Below are 14,574 nucleotides of genomic sequence, written 5' to 3' on the forward strand. Positions count from 1 at the left end.
TTATGAGCGAACAACAGACGTTCGCTCTAGCTCGTTTTTGAACAAAAACGTTTTGTGTCCTTGGTTTAACGGCTTTGTTAGCTGTACTTTACTAGCACTTCTCTAGTAAACCGATAAAAACAAACTGCCGCTAATAGCGTAAAAATCGAGGGTATAAGAAATACAAACACCTCAATTAATCCAAGCTCTTCAGAACTATCTACAATTGAACTAGCTACAAATGAAGAAAAAATTGTAGCAACAATAGAGATTTTAACTCCTTTGGCATGCTTACTTTTTGTAACTTTATCAAGCTTAACAAATGCGAAAAGTACTATGAAAAGAGATATTAGATAAGTAAGAGTATCTACTATCATCACAGCGAACTCAGCCAGTGACATCCCATACATATTCTTGATAATTTCTCCGAACATTTCCACTACTCAGGTTTTCCTTGTACAGCTATCGCCCGCGCAATAAGCGCGAGCTAGCGAGCGTCCTGATTGACGCGTTTGTTAGCTTGTGTTGCACGAATAAAATCAAGATCACTAGTGATAACTCCAATACCCGATGCGACAACGTCATCGTAGGATTGGGTGATCGATTCATGTCGAGACCATAGATAAACATCCGAACCATGGCTCTGTAATCTTGATGCTAGGCGTTCAGGATAGCCCCAAAAATACTTTGTCATCGAGGGAGGTATAAAAAGAATGGTGTTCCTACAGGAGTCAGGAACTAACCCCGCCCATCCAACTAAAAGATAATTTATTCCGCAACTCTTTACACTACCAACACTTGCTAACCGTAAAGATGAATCCTTGTTTCGAAACCTGCACCTAAAAATGTTGTGATCATTGGCGGTGGCGACTGTGGCACATTGCGTGAAGTATTAAAGCACCCTGGCGTTGAAAAAGTAACTCAGATTGATATCGACGAAGTTGTAACGCAAATGTCTTTGAAATACTTCCCTGAGCTTTGTGAGTCTAATAACGATCCTCGCGCAACTGTAATGTTTGATGATGGCATCAAATATATGCGTGAAGCCGAAGCAGAGTCTATCGACGTTATTATCGTTGATGGCACCGATCCTGTTGGCCCTGGTGAAGGTTTATTCAACCATGCATTCTATAAGAGCTGTTTAGCAGCGCTTCGAACTGGCGGTATCATGATCCAGCAGAGCGAATCACCACTGATGCACATGCCGTTGCTATTAGAAATGCGCGATGCAATGTTGGAAGTAGGCTTTGTTGATCTGCAAACCCTGCCTTTCCCACAGCCAATCTACCCAAGCGGTCTGTGGTCAGCAACGATGGCGCGTAAAGATCAAAAGTTTGCCGGATTCCGCGAGCAAGACGTTGATAACGCAACATTTGATACTGAGTACTACAACACAGGTATTCATAAGGGTGCATTAGCAACACCTAACTTTATGAAGCGTGCTTTCGAAAAGTAGGCCGAATCAGAACATAAATTTAATTGTTAAAGTGTAGTGGCTCATATCTGACCCTACAGCCTTGATGATTCGGTTAACATTTCACCTACTCTGAAGTTATGAGCGAACAACAGACGTTCGCTCTAGCTCGTTTTTGAACAAAAACGTTTTGTGTCCTTGGTTTAACGGCTTTGTTAGCTGTACTTTACTAGCACTTCTCTAGTAAACCGATAAAAACAAACTGCCGCTAATAGCGTAAAAATCGAGGGTATAAGAAATACAAACACCTCAATTAATCCAAGCTCTTCAGAACTATCTACAATTGAACTAGCTACAAATGAAGAAAAAATTGTAGCAACAATAGAGATTTTAACTCCTTTGGCATGCTTACTTTTTGTAACTTTATCAAGCTTAACAAATGCGAAAAGTACTATGAAAAGAGATATTAGATAAGTAAGAGTATCTACTATCATCACAGCGAACTCAGCCAGTGACATCCCATACATATTCTTGATAATTTCTCCGAACATTTCCACTACTCAGGTTTTCCTTGTACAGCTATCGCCCGCGCAATAAGCGCGAGCTAGCGAGCGTCCTGATTGACGCGTTTGTTAGCTTGTGTTGCACGAATAAAATCAAGATCACTAGTGATAACTCCAATACCCGATGCGACAACGTCATCGTAGGATTGGGTGATCGATTCATGTCGAGACCATAGATAAACATCCGAACCATAGCTCTGTAATCTTGATGCAAGGCGTTCAGGGTAGCCCCAAAAATACTTTGTCATCGAGGGTGGTATAAAAAGAATGGTGTTCCTACAGGAGTCAGGAACTAACCCCGCCCATCCAACTAAAAGATAATTTATTCCGCAACTCTTTACACTACCAACACTTGCTAACCGTAAAGATGAATCCTTGTTTCGAAACCACTCCATACCTTTTGAAGAGGTAATAACAATATGGCTAGATTTTTTTCCAGATAGATACTCATATAGAGTTTCGAATGAACGTATGTCGTTATCCTTTAGGTTTAACCAAAACTCATGCTTTGGATACCGTTTATAAAACGCCTCTAACTTAGAAATCCCAAAACCTTTTCCTCTAAATGGGAAAGTCGCACCATCATCAAACGTATATCCATATCCTGCATCAATACTTTTCAACTGCTCAAATGATGCTTTATGTACCGGCCCAGACCCGTTTGTAGCACAATCTAACGTCCAGTCATGAAAAACAACCAGTTGATCATCACGAGTTCTGTGAACATTTAGATGAATTACGTTCGCTCCGGCTGCAACGGAAGAAGCTACAGCTTCTAGTGTGTTCTCAACAGCATTGATGCTTGATGCTTTTATTGAAAGGGCGGTACAGCCAGTTTTCTTTAGTTTTTCATAATTAACCGCGCTTCCGCCTCCTCGATAGGCCACGATCTCGCCATGTCGCTGTAGGTCAGGAACGAACACATAAGCGTTAACAACTCCTAGTATGATTATGCAAGACAGTGCGATCAAAAACGTCTTAACTATTTTTATAAACATTTATTACCTGAATCCTTGATAGATGCTCGATGAAAGCTAACGCTTGCCATAAACGGCAGAAAATAGCTGGCTAAACTTAGCGGCGAAGGAGCATAAGCCAGCAGTTTTGTGTCCTTTGGTTTAGGCACTTGTTAGCCGTTTATACTAAACAATATGCTCATCGACTGCTCCTTGTAGCAAAGTTGCAAGCCCATAGAGAAAATTCATATCTTCGAAATTTGACTCATAAGTCAGATTCTTAGAAGTACTTCCAGTATGGGCAATTTGATGCCTTGAACTCAAAAATACGTTTAAGGCGATCATGCGCTTCTTTTTTACTAAACTCATCGGTGTTCCAACAACTAGTTATTTTTTTAAACCGAGTGTAGCTTCAAAAAGCTGATCTATATTCTCAGTATTAGGTGTATTAAACATTTTTAGTTGACTTTCGATATGTGACTTTAAAACATCATCTAAAGCATGCAGCTGACTTTCTGATGCGATATCATCCAATTTTCGATTCACTAAGGACTCAATAAAAACCTGCCAGTATGCGACCAAGTGAAAAATGTATGCCTGATTTAAATAGTCTATTTTATTGCTAAGTCTGCGAGTTTTCTCTTTGTCTATATCATTTTGAATGTGCTGTATGTATTTCAACCTTACTAATTGACGGCTAAAAATCTGTAAGGGGGATTTTCTTAAATCTAATTTCATTTGCTACCTGCAAACATTGAAGCATGAAAAGCGGCTAACGCTTGCGAAATAGCAGGCTAAAATTAGCGACGAAGGAGCGCAAGTCTGCTGTTTTGCGTTCTTTGGTTTAGGCACTTGTTATGTTTTTAGCACATATAGCTAATTAGACAGCTATCAGCTTTTGCAAGCTCTGCTAAGTACTCTTTTAAATGAATAAAGTTCTGAGTGATGTACCTTCTATCTTCCTCTCTATCTTCAAAGCCTGGATAAATTTCAGATTCATCAACCAGATTAAGAAAATTCTCTAACAATTGATTGTCAGATATTTTCGATAATTCAGACGAAATTTCTTTAGTTTGTTCAGTCGAGAAATATCTAGCAGGACCATAACCAACATCTTCATCAGAAATAGGTATTCCTCCTAAAAATACAGAACCACCTAGAGAAGTAGTTTCCCAAACGCTTTTATTCAGTAAGAAATGAATTGCATGCCACGCTTTATCGACATCACACATTTTGCCACTGTCGTCTTCAAATAAATACGATACTAGCTTAGACGGTTCTGCCAATATCTCATTAAGCCGTTCTTCACTCACGCTTTTTAATGACGCTATCATTGACATATTGTGGACTCCTTGTTCAAGAAACATAACGAGCCTGTAGAGTAACTCGTTTCAAATTTGTTTTTGTAATCAACAAACGATAACTGAGTTCCTATTTTGATTCAATCGTTTAGTTGGGTGTGGGTTGTTATTTTAGGGCGTTTTTTAAGCTGGTTTGTTGTTGATAAATTGCGATGGGTAAATTGCTGACACCCACCACTAATTTGGGTAAATTGATGGTAAATTGCTGACACCACCACTAATTTGCACCTTCCTAAGATACCGCCTAAGCTCTAATTCTGCACTCAAAGGATTGAGGAAAACAAAGGATGGCTACTGCCCGTAAAAACCAAATCAGCTTAACCGACACCAAATACTACCACTGTATCTCCCGTTGCGTAAGGCGTGCCTTTCTGTGTGGTGAAGATAAATTCACCGGAAAATCATACGAACATCGCCGGGATTGGGTTGAAGAAAAGTTATTGATGTTGGGCTCCGTGTTTTGTATTGATGTCTGTGCTTATGCTGTGATGAGTAATCACACCCACATTGTTTTATATGTTGATGATAAAAAGGCTAAGCGCCTATCGGATAAAGCGATTGTGATACGGTGGCACAAGTTGTTTAAAGGTAATTGGATAAGCCAAAAGTTTATTAAAGATGAGCCTCTCAATGAGTCGGAGCAGTTGATACTTGATGAGCATGTCGCCAAGTACAGGGAGAGACTCGCAGATATTAGCTGGTTTATGCGTGTGCTTAACGAAGACATCGCCCGTCGAGCAAATAAAGAAGATAATTGTACAGGTCGGTTTTGGGAAGGACGGTTTAAGTCCCAAGCATTACTAGACGAGGCAGCACTGGCTGCGTGCCTCGCTTACGTAGACCTAAACCCAATTAGAGCCAAAATTGCCGCAACGCCTGAAACCTCAGACTACACCAGCATCAAAAAACGCATCGACTACGCTAAACAGGGCAAACAACCAAAAAGCCTACTACGCTTTGCTGGCAGCCCACGAAAACATGTGCCAAAAGGCTTACCTTTTGAACTCAAATCCTATATTGAATTAGTTGAACTTACAGGCCAGTGTATTCGAGCCGATAAACGCGGGTATATCAATGAAGCACAACCTATTCTTACTCGACTCAATATAGAGCCTGAGAACTGGATAAAACTCACTACGCAGTTTTCACGGGTATTTCACGGTGCAGTTGGTCGAGAGCGGACAATAACCGCTTACTGCGAAACACTGCAAAAACGACGACGGACGAACCTAACAAACTGCGAGCGCTTGTTGGCTTAGTAAAGCGAACACTATCAACTCGAAAATCTATAACTGTTGTATTTACAGCGCTTTGTCGTGCGCGATAACCCCGTTTTTGTTTAGGAATACGCTTGGGCGCTCAAAATTGGCCTATAGGTGAGCGTTTCTGTACCCAGTGATTTAAGTATTTTGATACTTTTTAACCTAAGTTTGTCCAGCGTTGATGCAAATAGTATTGGGTGTCATCGATTCGCACTCAGTATTTTGATACTTTTTAACCTAAGTTTGTCTAGCGTTAATGCAAATAGTAGTGGGTGTCATCGATTCGCTAAAGCCTCTATTTGATTGGCATCCATACTTTCAAATTACTCCAGACTTTCAAAACAACTAACGCCTTAATATTAGGCATTTTCGCACGTTTTGGAGCGAAGCGACAGTGTAAAAATGTCCTTAATAATTAACTTGTTATATTCCCCATACGCATATTTCAAATTGTGGAGATTGGCGCTCGTTATACTCGAAGATTATACCGAAGTCTTCAGTTTCTCCGACCCAAGATAAATCCCTGTACCCACCATTCTCACATCGCAATAGCTTTGCGATTTCTATTAGGTTCGTTTGTAGTTCTTCTGAACTCAATTGATAGTGAGTCCCTTTGAAATCAAAGCTAAGCCATCCAACTATTTCGCTCCTGAGTGATAGCTTGATTATCGACTCTATCGCTAACTCAAAATCTTCGAATTCATACCTTTCCCATTTTTCAGCATCAGCTCTACTAGAGATACACTTTCCATCTATCCACTTAGACATGGCCAAGTTTTTAATTGCTGCTTGGTTAAAAGTAATCTCAACGGAAGAAAACAATCGTTGAAGTCCAGAATCTAATCTCGATATAAAGACTTCATGCTTCAATATAGAGCCTGAGAACTGGATAAAACTCACTACGCAGTTTTCACGGGTATTTCACGGTGCAGTTGGTCGAGAGCGGACAATAACCGCTTACTGCGAAACACTGCAAAAACGACGACGGACGAACCTAACAAACTGCGAGCGCTTGTTGGCTTAGTAAAGCGAACACTATCAACTCGAAAATCTATAACTGTTGTATTTACAGCGCTTTGTCGTGCGCGATAACCCCGTTTTTGTTTAGGAATACGCTTGGGCGCTCAAAATTGGCCTATAGGTGAGCGTTTCTGTACCCAGTGATTTAAGTATTTTGATACTTTTTAACCTAAGTTTGTCTAGCGTTAATGCAAATAGTAGTGGGTGTCATCGATTCGCTAAAGCCTCTATTTGATTGGCATCCATACTTTCAAATTACTCCAGACTTTCAAAACAACTAACGCCTTAATATTAGGCATTTTCGCACGTTTTGGAGCGAAGCGACAGTGTAAAAATGTCCTTAATAATTAACTTGTTATATTCCCCATACGCATATTTCAAATTGTGGAGATTGGCGCTCGTTATACTCGAAGATTATACCGAAGTCTTCAGTTTCTCCGACCCAAGATAAATCCCTGTACCCACCATTCTCACATCGCAATAGCTTTGCGATTTCTATTAGGTTCGTTTGTAGTTCTTCTGAACTCAATTGATAGTGAGTCCCTTTGAAATCAAAGCTAAGCCATCCAACTATTTCGCTCCTGAGTGATAGCTTGATTATCGACTCTATCGCTAACTCAAAATCTTCGAATTCATACCTTTCCCATTTTTCAGCATCAGCTCTACTAGAGATACACTTTCCATCTATCCACTTAGACATGGCCAAGTTTTTAATTGCTGCTTGGTTAAAAGTAATCTCAACGGAAGAAAACAATCGTTGAAGTCCAGAATCTAATCTCGATATAAAGACTTCATGCTCTTTTTTACATTTGAATTCGTGTAGTTTAGTTTCGAGTTTACTCATATCTCACAGGGAATATAAACGCCCGCCTTAACAGGCGGAAAATAGCAGGCTAAAATTAGCGACGAAGGAGCGCAAGCCTGCTGTTTTGCGTCCTTTGGTTAAAGCGTTTGTTAGGTAACGTTTATCACTTTAGGTGGTTGATTAGTTATAACATGCACGAATTCGTTGGTTGTCATTAACGACCAATGTTCAAGTGTTCCAACTGCAGTATCAAAAACAATTGTATCTGACTTAGCGTGCTCCAATAAGCGTGACGCATTGTACTTAGCTAGAACACCTTCTTGCCGATCAGCATGGAAGTCATTCCTGTGATCACATTCATCATAAACTTGAAACATTACAGTAAAAGTGAATATAACTAAATAACGTTGCGGCTCTCGTAACTGCTCTTCTTTAGGGAGCATTTCTTCAACAGTAAGAGTTAATAGTCTGTCCCTATACTGAAAGTTTTCGAGAAACCATTTTTGATAATTGTGTATATCAAGCTCAGTTTTCATTTAGTTACCTAACGCCTCGCTTAACCGGCGCAAAATAGCAGGCTAAAATCAGCGACGAAGGAGCGCAAGCCTGCTGTTTTGCGTCCCTTGGTTAAAGCGTTTGTTAGGGTTTATACCCAAAGATTTTTAAACCTTCGTCATCACTTGTGAACTCAAACTCTCCCAAAACATTTAACTGCTCGATCAGATGTTGAACACTTTGAGTCTTGTAAATGGTTGGAGAGCCTTCATATGGTTTATAACCTAGTGATGCTGGAATAAATAACCATTCGATTAACTCGAAGTCGAAAGGGCCATTCAAAGCACCACAATCACCAACATAATATTCACCAAGTGAGTCAAAATCTGGTAAGTGCCCTAGCTTAGGGTCAGTTTCGTTTACAAGCTTCCACTGACAATGAGTGAATTGCACGTTGTTTTCATTAACAACGCTAAAAAGCTTTCTCCATTTAGCATTAGACATATATGAACAAGAAAACCTTTCTCGAATTTTCACCAAATTCTCCGTAAACCCTAACGCCCGATTAACGGGTAAAAAATTGTGGGCTAAAATTGAGCGAAGCGAATAGCCCGCAAGTTTTTTATCCCTGTTTAATTGCTTGTTAGCAGTTTAATCACCACCTTTTTCCTTTAATGATTGTAAAAGTCTTCCAATGGCGCTTAATGAAACATAAGTAATAAAAGATAAAATTACTGAACCCCAAATATAAGCATAATTTGGAATTACATAAGAGTAGAATGATTGTTCTTTAAAAGGAATCTCTAATTGCCAATAGGTGAAATGCACACCAGCAACAAAACAAATGACAATTAAACACATTTGAGAAAAAAGTTCTGCACACTTTTCCATAAGATATTCATAACCTTTAGGGTTATTATATGCGAGAAAGAATATACCGCTGATAATAGCAAGTATTAGACTTATAATTAACTTATCCAATCGGCACCTCTATACGAAAAACTGCTAACAATTTAATATCGACCCAATGGGTCGTTTTTCTACCGAGCCATGGGTCATTATTCTCATTGTACCAGCTTTATCACAATAACTAACTTGTTGCTACAGATATATTTTTAATCATTACAGAAACTATGAATAAGGATAAAAACGACCCAGTGAGTCGTTTTCTTGACTATAGGAGAAACACAATAATACTGTATATAAATACAGCCCAGTTAGGACTAGCTCAATGAGAACTCGTTCACCATTTTTAAACCACATCGCAGAGTTTATGCTGACTAAGCAATATTCGCTCAGAACCGTTGATATATATCTTAAGTGGATTTCTTCCTATATTCATTTTCATGATAAGCGCCACCCAGCTTCAATGGGCGATAACGAGGTTGTCGAATATCTCGACTACCTTGTACTTAAACGCAATGTGTCGCCTAAAACACAAGCGACAGCGTTAAATGCATTATCTTTTCTGTATAAGCAAATAATTAAACAGGATTTGTGTCCTAATTTAACGTTTGTCAGAAGCAAGCGCCAATCTAAGTTGCCAATTGTTATGACCCCCGATGAGGTTAAACGCCTCATGTCGTTTTTAAGTAAACGATATTATTTAATTTCAGGTTTAATGTATGGTAGCGGCCTACGTGTAATGGAAGCCGTTCAACTACGAGTTCAGGACATTGATTTTGACTACAAGTGCATTCGGATCTGGAATGGAAAAGGGAATAAACATCGGGTAGTTACACTTGCCACTGAACTTATACCTTTGCTAAGAAATCAAATTGCTCAGGTTAATGAATACTTAAAATTAGATTCCCAGAACGAATATTATGCTGGTGTTTGGATGCCAAACGCACTAGCAAGAAAATATCCTAGCGCCAATAAGTCAATTGCTTGGCAGTATCTATTTCCCTCATATAAGTTAAGTGCTGATCCTGAAACTGGCGAGATCCGCCGACATCATTTTCATCAAACAGGAGTACGTAAAGCGGTTAAAGAGGCAGCCAAAAAAGCACAAATAACAAAACCTATAACGCCCCACACTTTTAGACATTCATTTGCTACTCATTTACTACAAAGTGGTGCAGATATTAGAACCGTACAAGCTCAACTTGGTCATTCCGATGTGAAGACAACGCAAATATATACTCATGTTTTACAGCTAGGCGCAAACGGTGTTGTTAGCCCTTTGAGCAAAATTTTCTAGCTTGTTATAGGCCAAAAACGAGTTACGCCTGCGGGTTCGTTTCCGGCACATACACAACGGTCCAATTTGATTGAGCCCTGTTAATAAAGACTAACAGATCACATTAAGACGTATTCAGATAAAGGGCTTAATTGCCCTTTATTTTTTCCAAAAACAACCGTTTTTGTTCTGGGGTTGCTTGTTGCCACCAATACTCCAACATACCAACCACATCTGGATGTGCTGATTTAGGCGCCGCTGGCGTAACGGCTCGTGTGGCAGTACTTGGCGTTGAATAACGTGGTGCAGTGGATGTTGAAGGCTCACTTACCATCGCTGTCGTTACTCTTGGTCTTTCTTGTGTCACTACCAATGTTGTCGCTAACGATTCATTGGGTGCTTGCAACATAATCAATGGCTGATCTGCAAATGCCTTTGCTGCAACCACATTGTCAGGTCGGTTAAATTCAACCTGATACTCGCCGTCTTGATCGATACTTATTTTTGCCCAAAATGGCTTCGACTCTATGGTTTCGTGGTCGTCATAGCCCACTTCATACAAGTCGGTGTAACGCATTTTGACCGCATACTCCCCTTTGGCTAAGTCCAACTCTCGCACTTTGGAGAAGAATGAGTGTTCAATGGTTTTATCATCAACTTGCAAGGGAATAATTTCTTCAGGAAAACTTAGCAACGCAGCCTGTGAAAGCGGTGACAACAGTAAAACAGCGGTCGCAAGCGTATATTTTAAGCGCATCTATTCACTCCTTCGTGAGTACCAAATCATTATACCTTGATGAGATTACTGCATACCTGCTTATATCTCTACCCTTTTAATTGATGCGCAGTGGGATAACGCATCAAATCTATTGAGTCTCCTTGAGAGTTAGCTATGCTAGAGCAATTCAATATGCCAGATAAGGAGGGACCATGAGTTCAGAAACTATTTTTACCAAAATTATTAATCGAGAAATCCCTGCAGACATCGTTTACGAAGATGAACAAGCACTCGCGTTTAGAGATATTAATCCACAAGCGCCATTTCACGTCTTAGTTATTCCTAAAACAGCAATTGCAACTATCAATGACGTGACGGAAGAAAATGCTCATCTTGTTGGTCATTTATATGTTGTTGCAGCCAAATTAGCGAAAGAGCACGGCTTTGCAGAAGATGGTTATCGCGTAGTGATGAACTGTAATGATCACGGTGGTCAAACCGTATATCATCTTCATCTACATGTATTAGCTGGAAAAGAAATGGGCTGGCCGCCCTATCAAAATACGAAAAAAGTACCAGTTTAGATTATTCTCTGTTAAGCAATGTAAATGAGTAAGTTATTAACGAAAATCGTTAAAAGCTTACTTATTTCAACAAATTACATTTAAATACATATTCTGTACATAATTTCGAGTTATTATTTCACTTTGTTATATAGCGGATTTCTCTATCTTGTATTAAAAATTCTAATACAAAAGGTCTGAATCCCATGTTAGCATTGAGAAATCGGAAAAATTAGAGTGTGTCCTAAAATGAGCAGTAGTGCTTTTTTGTTATTAGATAAAGAACCGGTTAACACCATTGGTATCAATGTGTTACAACCTTTGTTAAAAACCCAAGGGTTGGATGTTACGACTGGAACTGATATCTCAGATGTGCCTGAAGGCACTCGATTACTTTTCATCGAAACCGCAGTGAACGATTCTTGGGGTAAATTAAAAGAACAACTAGTCAACCTCAAAGTCAAATGCGATATCGTACTATTCAACTTAGATGAAAATCCGGAGCTGGCCAATCGTGCACTGCTAAGCGGGATTCGTGGCGTATTCTACACGACTGATAATGCCGACGTGCTAATGAAAGGGATCCGTTTGTTGCTTGAAGATCAACTGTGGTATCGCCGTGACGTGATGTGTAATGTGTTAAATCGCATGCTGCAATTTAATAAAGATGCATTACATAAACTAACCGAAGGTGATATCGAACCTGTGAAACTCACTAAGCGAGAAAAAGCAATTATCGCGCTGATGAGTAAAGGTGCGAAAAACAAAGAGATCGCTGAAGAGCTAAATATCAGTCCACATACGGTGAAAACGCATTTGTACAGTGCATTTCGTAAAACCAAATGTCGTAACCGTATCGAACTCCTTTCGTGGGCTCAGCAGAATATTCCTGACGAGATCCGCTAAGCTTCATCTGTCTTTAACCTGCTGACGCAAGTTGGCGGGTGAAAGACAGCGCTGACATCGCGATATCGAGGCTTCAGCTTCATACAGGCTTTACTGCCTTGGCGAATACCTCTATGCTAAGTTTTTTCGCAACTGAAAGCAGCCTTAGGTACATGCTCGACCCAAAAACCCTCTACCTAACTAGTCTCGTCATGACGGCAATGATGGCGCTCCTTACCTTTTTAACGTGGCGAGCAAATAAAAGCACACCCGGAACGCTGCTCTATATTTTTTACCCTTTGGTTTTGCTCTGTGCGATTTCTTCCTTTGCATTACACGGCTATTTTGACAACTGGGAAACTATTCCCATTGCTAATACCTTGCTGTTTGCGGCTTCCATTATCCACTGCATGGCGATAAGGCAATTTTTAGGGATTAAAGGCCCATCCTTTAAAGTGTTTCTCGGCGTTACTGCTGGGCTCTTCATTTTGTTGATGTACAGCAGTATTTTCTCTCCAAACTTGAGAGATAGGATCCTTATCTCGGACTTACAACACTTAGCTGAAGCGACACTGCTGCTCTATTTCTTTAGCCGCTTTGCACGAAATAAATACCCTAACGGCAGCATAGTCTATATCACCATTTTACTTATTATATTGGTGATATTTACCGGCAGAACCCTATTAATGGGAGAAGTAACGCATTTCACGCTTTTCAAAGAGAACTGGTTTACCATCACTATTTTCTTCAATGGCGTTCTTGCACCTATTTTTTATGCAACAGGTATGGCGCTGTTATGTAACGAGCAAAGAGAACAAAACCTTAATAAATTAGCATTGAAGGCACAACAGGACCTAGAGCTGCGCGGTATGTTTTTATCAACGATCAGTCATGAGATACGCACTCCGCTTAACGGTATCTTGGGCAGCGCCCAACTGGTATTGGGACGCACCAGAGATAGTCGCAACAAGGCCTACTGTGAGGCTATCGTAAACTCTGCTGAATCGCTAAACTTACTGATTGATAAAGTACTAGACTACGCCAGTTTGGAGCAAAGTGATGAAGCCTTGTACGAAGAGGACGTTGAGCTTAGAAGTTGGCTACAGAACCTTTGCTTATTGTTAAGTCCGCTTGCAGAGCAAAAGAAGCTGCACTTTGAATTGGTGTACGAGCTGCCCGATCAGGTGTGCTATTACTTTGACCAACAAAAGCTGAGACAAATTCTTATCAACCTCGTTGGTAATGCCATTAAGTTCACTGATAAAGGGGAAGTAAGACTCAAAGTTGAGATTTTAAAAGACCAACAAATTGAGCATAAAGTGCGCTTTAGTATCACGGACTCAGGGCCAGGTATTGAAAGTGAAGATATTAATAAGCTGACCGAGCCATACGTACAAAGTAGTGCAGGTAAAGTTAAGGGTGGCACAGGCTTGGGGCTTGCCATTACCAGTCGCCTACTCAACCGTCTGAGTTCACAGTTAGATATTCAAAGCGAGCTTAACAAAGGCAGTACATTTAGTTTTGATTTACTGCTAAACATTGGTGAACTGAGCCTAGTGGAGCAGCGCCCGCAGCACGATAACTGTATCACCGGTCTGAAAGTACTGTTGGTCGAAGACCTAGATCTCAACCAAAAAATCGCTATTGAGTTTATGGCAGAAGATGAGCATAAGGTTAAATTGGCAACCAATGGTAAAAGCGCCATCGAGATGCTAATACAGCATCATTTCGATGTGGTGTTGTTAGACATGAACTTACCCGATCTTTCCGGGCAAGAAGTATTAAAGCAGCTACAAAATTGTGAGCATAAAAACAAACGAACCCCTTTTCTAGCCTTTACTGCCAGCCTCAGCCCAGGCGAGGTAAAAGAATACTTGGCACTCGGCATTCGCGATATTGTTGGCAAACCGATAAAACAAGAAAAATTACGCCAAGCGCTTAGCGAGTCACAGTCTCCTAAAAAAGCCAATGTGAGCGTGGAATTGCCCGATATCCTGTACGATGAAACGGCTGTAAACGCCCTAAAATCTGGATTTAGTGAAGATGAAGTCTCTTCGATTTACAACGAGTTTGTGTTGTCGGCTCGTAATAAACTCATCCATATTCAGCAGCTATTAGAGCAAGATGAAGATCAATGTATCAGACAGCTTCATCGTCAAGCCAGCACCGCCTTACAACTTGGATTTAATCGCTATGGCTCAAACTTGAAAAAAGCAGAGCGCCGCTTATTGGATGGCAAATCTTGCCATGATGAGCTCACAGAAGCCATGACGCTATGGCAAGACAGTCTCGCGGCATATCTCCACTTCGTTCGTAAAGAGGCAATGGGTTAAGCGTCATTAAACGCATGTTGTTCGACATCATAATAAAA

The 14,574-nt window shown here is 40.3% G+C and carries 18 protein-coding genes and 2 pseudogenes; 7 read left to right on the forward strand and 13 right to left on the reverse strand.

Annotated features, from left to right (window positions below):
* Positions 1 to 77: 77 nt before the first annotated feature.
* Positions 78 to 413, reverse strand: a complete 336-nt coding sequence (locus PPIS_RS13960; RefSeq protein ID WP_010378185.1) for a hypothetical protein — start codon at positions 411 to 413, stop codon at positions 78 to 80.
* Between the two features lie 53 nt (positions 414 to 466).
* Positions 467 to 673, reverse strand: a complete 207-nt coding sequence (locus tag PPIS_RS25390) for a hypothetical protein (protein ID WP_249031219.1) — start codon at positions 671 to 673, stop codon at positions 467 to 469.
* A 126-nt stretch (positions 674 to 799) separates the two neighbouring features.
* On the opposite strand from PPIS_RS25390, the pseudogene PPIS_RS13970 reads away from it, so the two are divergent.
* Positions 800 to 1,435 (forward strand): annotated as a pseudogene (locus PPIS_RS13970) (spermine/spermidine synthase domain-containing protein); the annotation flags it as partial.
* A gap of 173 nt (positions 1,436 to 1,608) precedes the next feature.
* Here the strand turns inward: PPIS_RS13970 and PPIS_RS13975 are convergent.
* The 5 genes from PPIS_RS13975 to PPIS_RS13995 all read right to left on the reverse strand — a co-directional run bounded on the left by PPIS_RS13975 (position 1,609) and on the right by PPIS_RS13995 (position 4,252).
* Positions 1,609 to 1,944 carry a hypothetical protein gene (locus PPIS_RS13975; RefSeq protein ID WP_010378185.1) on the reverse strand — a complete coding sequence of 112 codons (336 nt, stop codon included), beginning with the start codon at positions 1,942 to 1,944 and terminating at the stop codon, positions 1,609 to 1,611.
* Between the two features lie 53 nt (positions 1,945 to 1,997).
* On the reverse strand, positions 1,998 to 2,954 hold the full coding sequence (locus PPIS_RS13980; protein WP_096040882.1) for a glycerophosphodiester phosphodiesterase family protein: 957 nt from the start codon (positions 2,952 to 2,954) through the stop codon (positions 1,998 to 2,000).
* A 144-nt stretch (positions 2,955 to 3,098) separates the two neighbouring features.
* Positions 3,099 to 3,281, reverse strand: a complete 183-nt coding sequence (locus PPIS_RS13985) for a hypothetical protein (RefSeq protein WP_010376416.1) — start codon at positions 3,279 to 3,281, stop codon at positions 3,099 to 3,101.
* An 18-nt stretch (positions 3,282 to 3,299) separates the two neighbouring features.
* Entirely contained in the window at positions 3,300 to 3,650 is a 351-nt protein-coding gene (locus tag PPIS_RS13990) for a hypothetical protein (RefSeq protein ID WP_010376417.1), read from the reverse strand.
* Positions 3,651 to 3,775: 125 nt separating this feature from the next.
* On the reverse strand, positions 3,776 to 4,252 hold the full coding sequence (locus PPIS_RS13995) for a YfbM family protein (RefSeq protein WP_010376420.1): 477 nt from the start codon (positions 4,250 to 4,252) through the stop codon (positions 3,776 to 3,778).
* Between the two features lie 308 nt (positions 4,253 to 4,560).
* Here PPIS_RS13995 and PPIS_RS14000 point away from each other — a divergent pair, with 308 nt between their 5' ends.
* On the forward strand, positions 4,561 to 5,532 hold the full coding sequence (locus PPIS_RS14000) for a hypothetical protein (RefSeq protein WP_010376422.1): 972 nt from the start codon (positions 4,561 to 4,563) through the stop codon (positions 5,530 to 5,532).
* A 426-nt stretch (positions 5,533 to 5,958) separates the two neighbouring features.
* Here the strand turns inward: PPIS_RS14000 and PPIS_RS14005 are convergent, their stop codons facing one another.
* Entirely contained in the window at positions 5,959 to 6,303 is a 345-nt protein-coding gene (locus tag PPIS_RS14005; protein ID WP_249031220.1) for a hypothetical protein, read from the reverse strand.
* Between the two features lie 100 nt (positions 6,304 to 6,403).
* Between PPIS_RS14005 and PPIS_RS25395 the strand changes: the two are divergent.
* Positions 6,404 to 6,559, forward strand: a pseudogene (locus PPIS_RS25395) (transposase); the annotation flags it as partial.
* Between the two features lie 351 nt (positions 6,560 to 6,910).
* Here the strand turns inward: PPIS_RS25395 and PPIS_RS14015 are convergent.
* From PPIS_RS14015 to PPIS_RS14030, 4 genes are all read right to left on the reverse strand, one after another.
* Entirely contained in the window at positions 6,911 to 7,399 is a 489-nt protein-coding gene (locus PPIS_RS14015; protein ID WP_010376424.1) for a hypothetical protein, read from the reverse strand.
* 110 nt (positions 7,400 to 7,509) lie between these two features.
* Positions 7,510 to 7,896 (reverse strand): hypothetical protein, encoded by a 387-nt coding sequence (locus tag PPIS_RS14020; RefSeq protein ID WP_010376426.1) that lies wholly within the window; start codon positions 7,894 to 7,896, stop codon positions 7,510 to 7,512.
* Positions 7,897 to 7,999: 103 nt separating this feature from the next.
* Complete coding sequence (locus PPIS_RS14025) at positions 8,000 to 8,392, reverse strand: DUF6678 family protein (protein WP_248694201.1); 393 nt, start codon at positions 8,390 to 8,392, stop codon at positions 8,000 to 8,002.
* A gap of 114 nt (positions 8,393 to 8,506) precedes the next feature.
* Positions 8,507 to 8,836: a hypothetical protein gene (locus PPIS_RS14030; RefSeq protein WP_010376432.1), complete on the reverse strand. Its 330-nt coding sequence runs from the start codon at positions 8,834 to 8,836 to the stop codon at positions 8,507 to 8,509.
* 250 nt (positions 8,837 to 9,086) lie between these two features.
* Between PPIS_RS14030 and PPIS_RS14035 the strand changes: the two genes are divergently transcribed.
* A complete protein-coding gene (locus tag PPIS_RS14035) occupies positions 9,087 to 10,058 on the forward strand; it encodes an integron integrase (protein WP_010376433.1) in 972 nt (323 codons plus the stop codon).
* Positions 10,059 to 10,185: 127 nt separating this feature from the next.
* Here PPIS_RS14035 and PPIS_RS14040 read toward each other — a convergent pair whose 3' ends face one another.
* Positions 10,186 to 10,794: a DUF2057 family protein gene (locus tag PPIS_RS14040; RefSeq protein WP_010376434.1), complete on the reverse strand. Its 609-nt coding sequence runs from the start codon at positions 10,792 to 10,794 to the stop codon at positions 10,186 to 10,188.
* 173 nt (positions 10,795 to 10,967) lie between these two features.
* Between PPIS_RS14040 and PPIS_RS14045 the strand changes: the two genes are divergently transcribed.
* The 3 genes from PPIS_RS14045 (at position 10,968) to PPIS_RS14055 (ending at position 14,536) form a co-directional block, all read left to right on the forward strand.
* Positions 10,968 to 11,339, forward strand: a complete 372-nt coding sequence (locus PPIS_RS14045; protein WP_010376435.1) for a histidine triad nucleotide-binding protein — start codon at positions 10,968 to 10,970, stop codon at positions 11,337 to 11,339.
* Positions 11,340 to 11,567: 228 nt separating this feature from the next.
* The gene (locus PPIS_RS14050) at positions 11,568 to 12,224 is read left to right on the forward strand and encodes a helix-turn-helix transcriptional regulator (protein WP_010376437.1); all 657 of its coding nucleotides are present in this window, start codon (positions 11,568 to 11,570) and stop codon (positions 12,222 to 12,224) included.
* A gap of 152 nt (positions 12,225 to 12,376) precedes the next feature.
* Positions 12,377 to 14,536, forward strand: coding sequence for an ATP-binding protein (locus PPIS_RS14055; protein ID WP_010376438.1), 2,160 nt, complete (start codon positions 12,377 to 12,379; stop codon positions 14,534 to 14,536).
* The last annotated feature ends 38 nt before the right edge of the window (positions 14,537 to 14,574 follow it).

The sequence above is a fragment of the Pseudoalteromonas piscicida genome, assembly GCF_000238315.3.
GTDB lineage: Bacteria > Pseudomonadota > Gammaproteobacteria > Enterobacterales > Alteromonadaceae > Pseudoalteromonas > Pseudoalteromonas piscicida.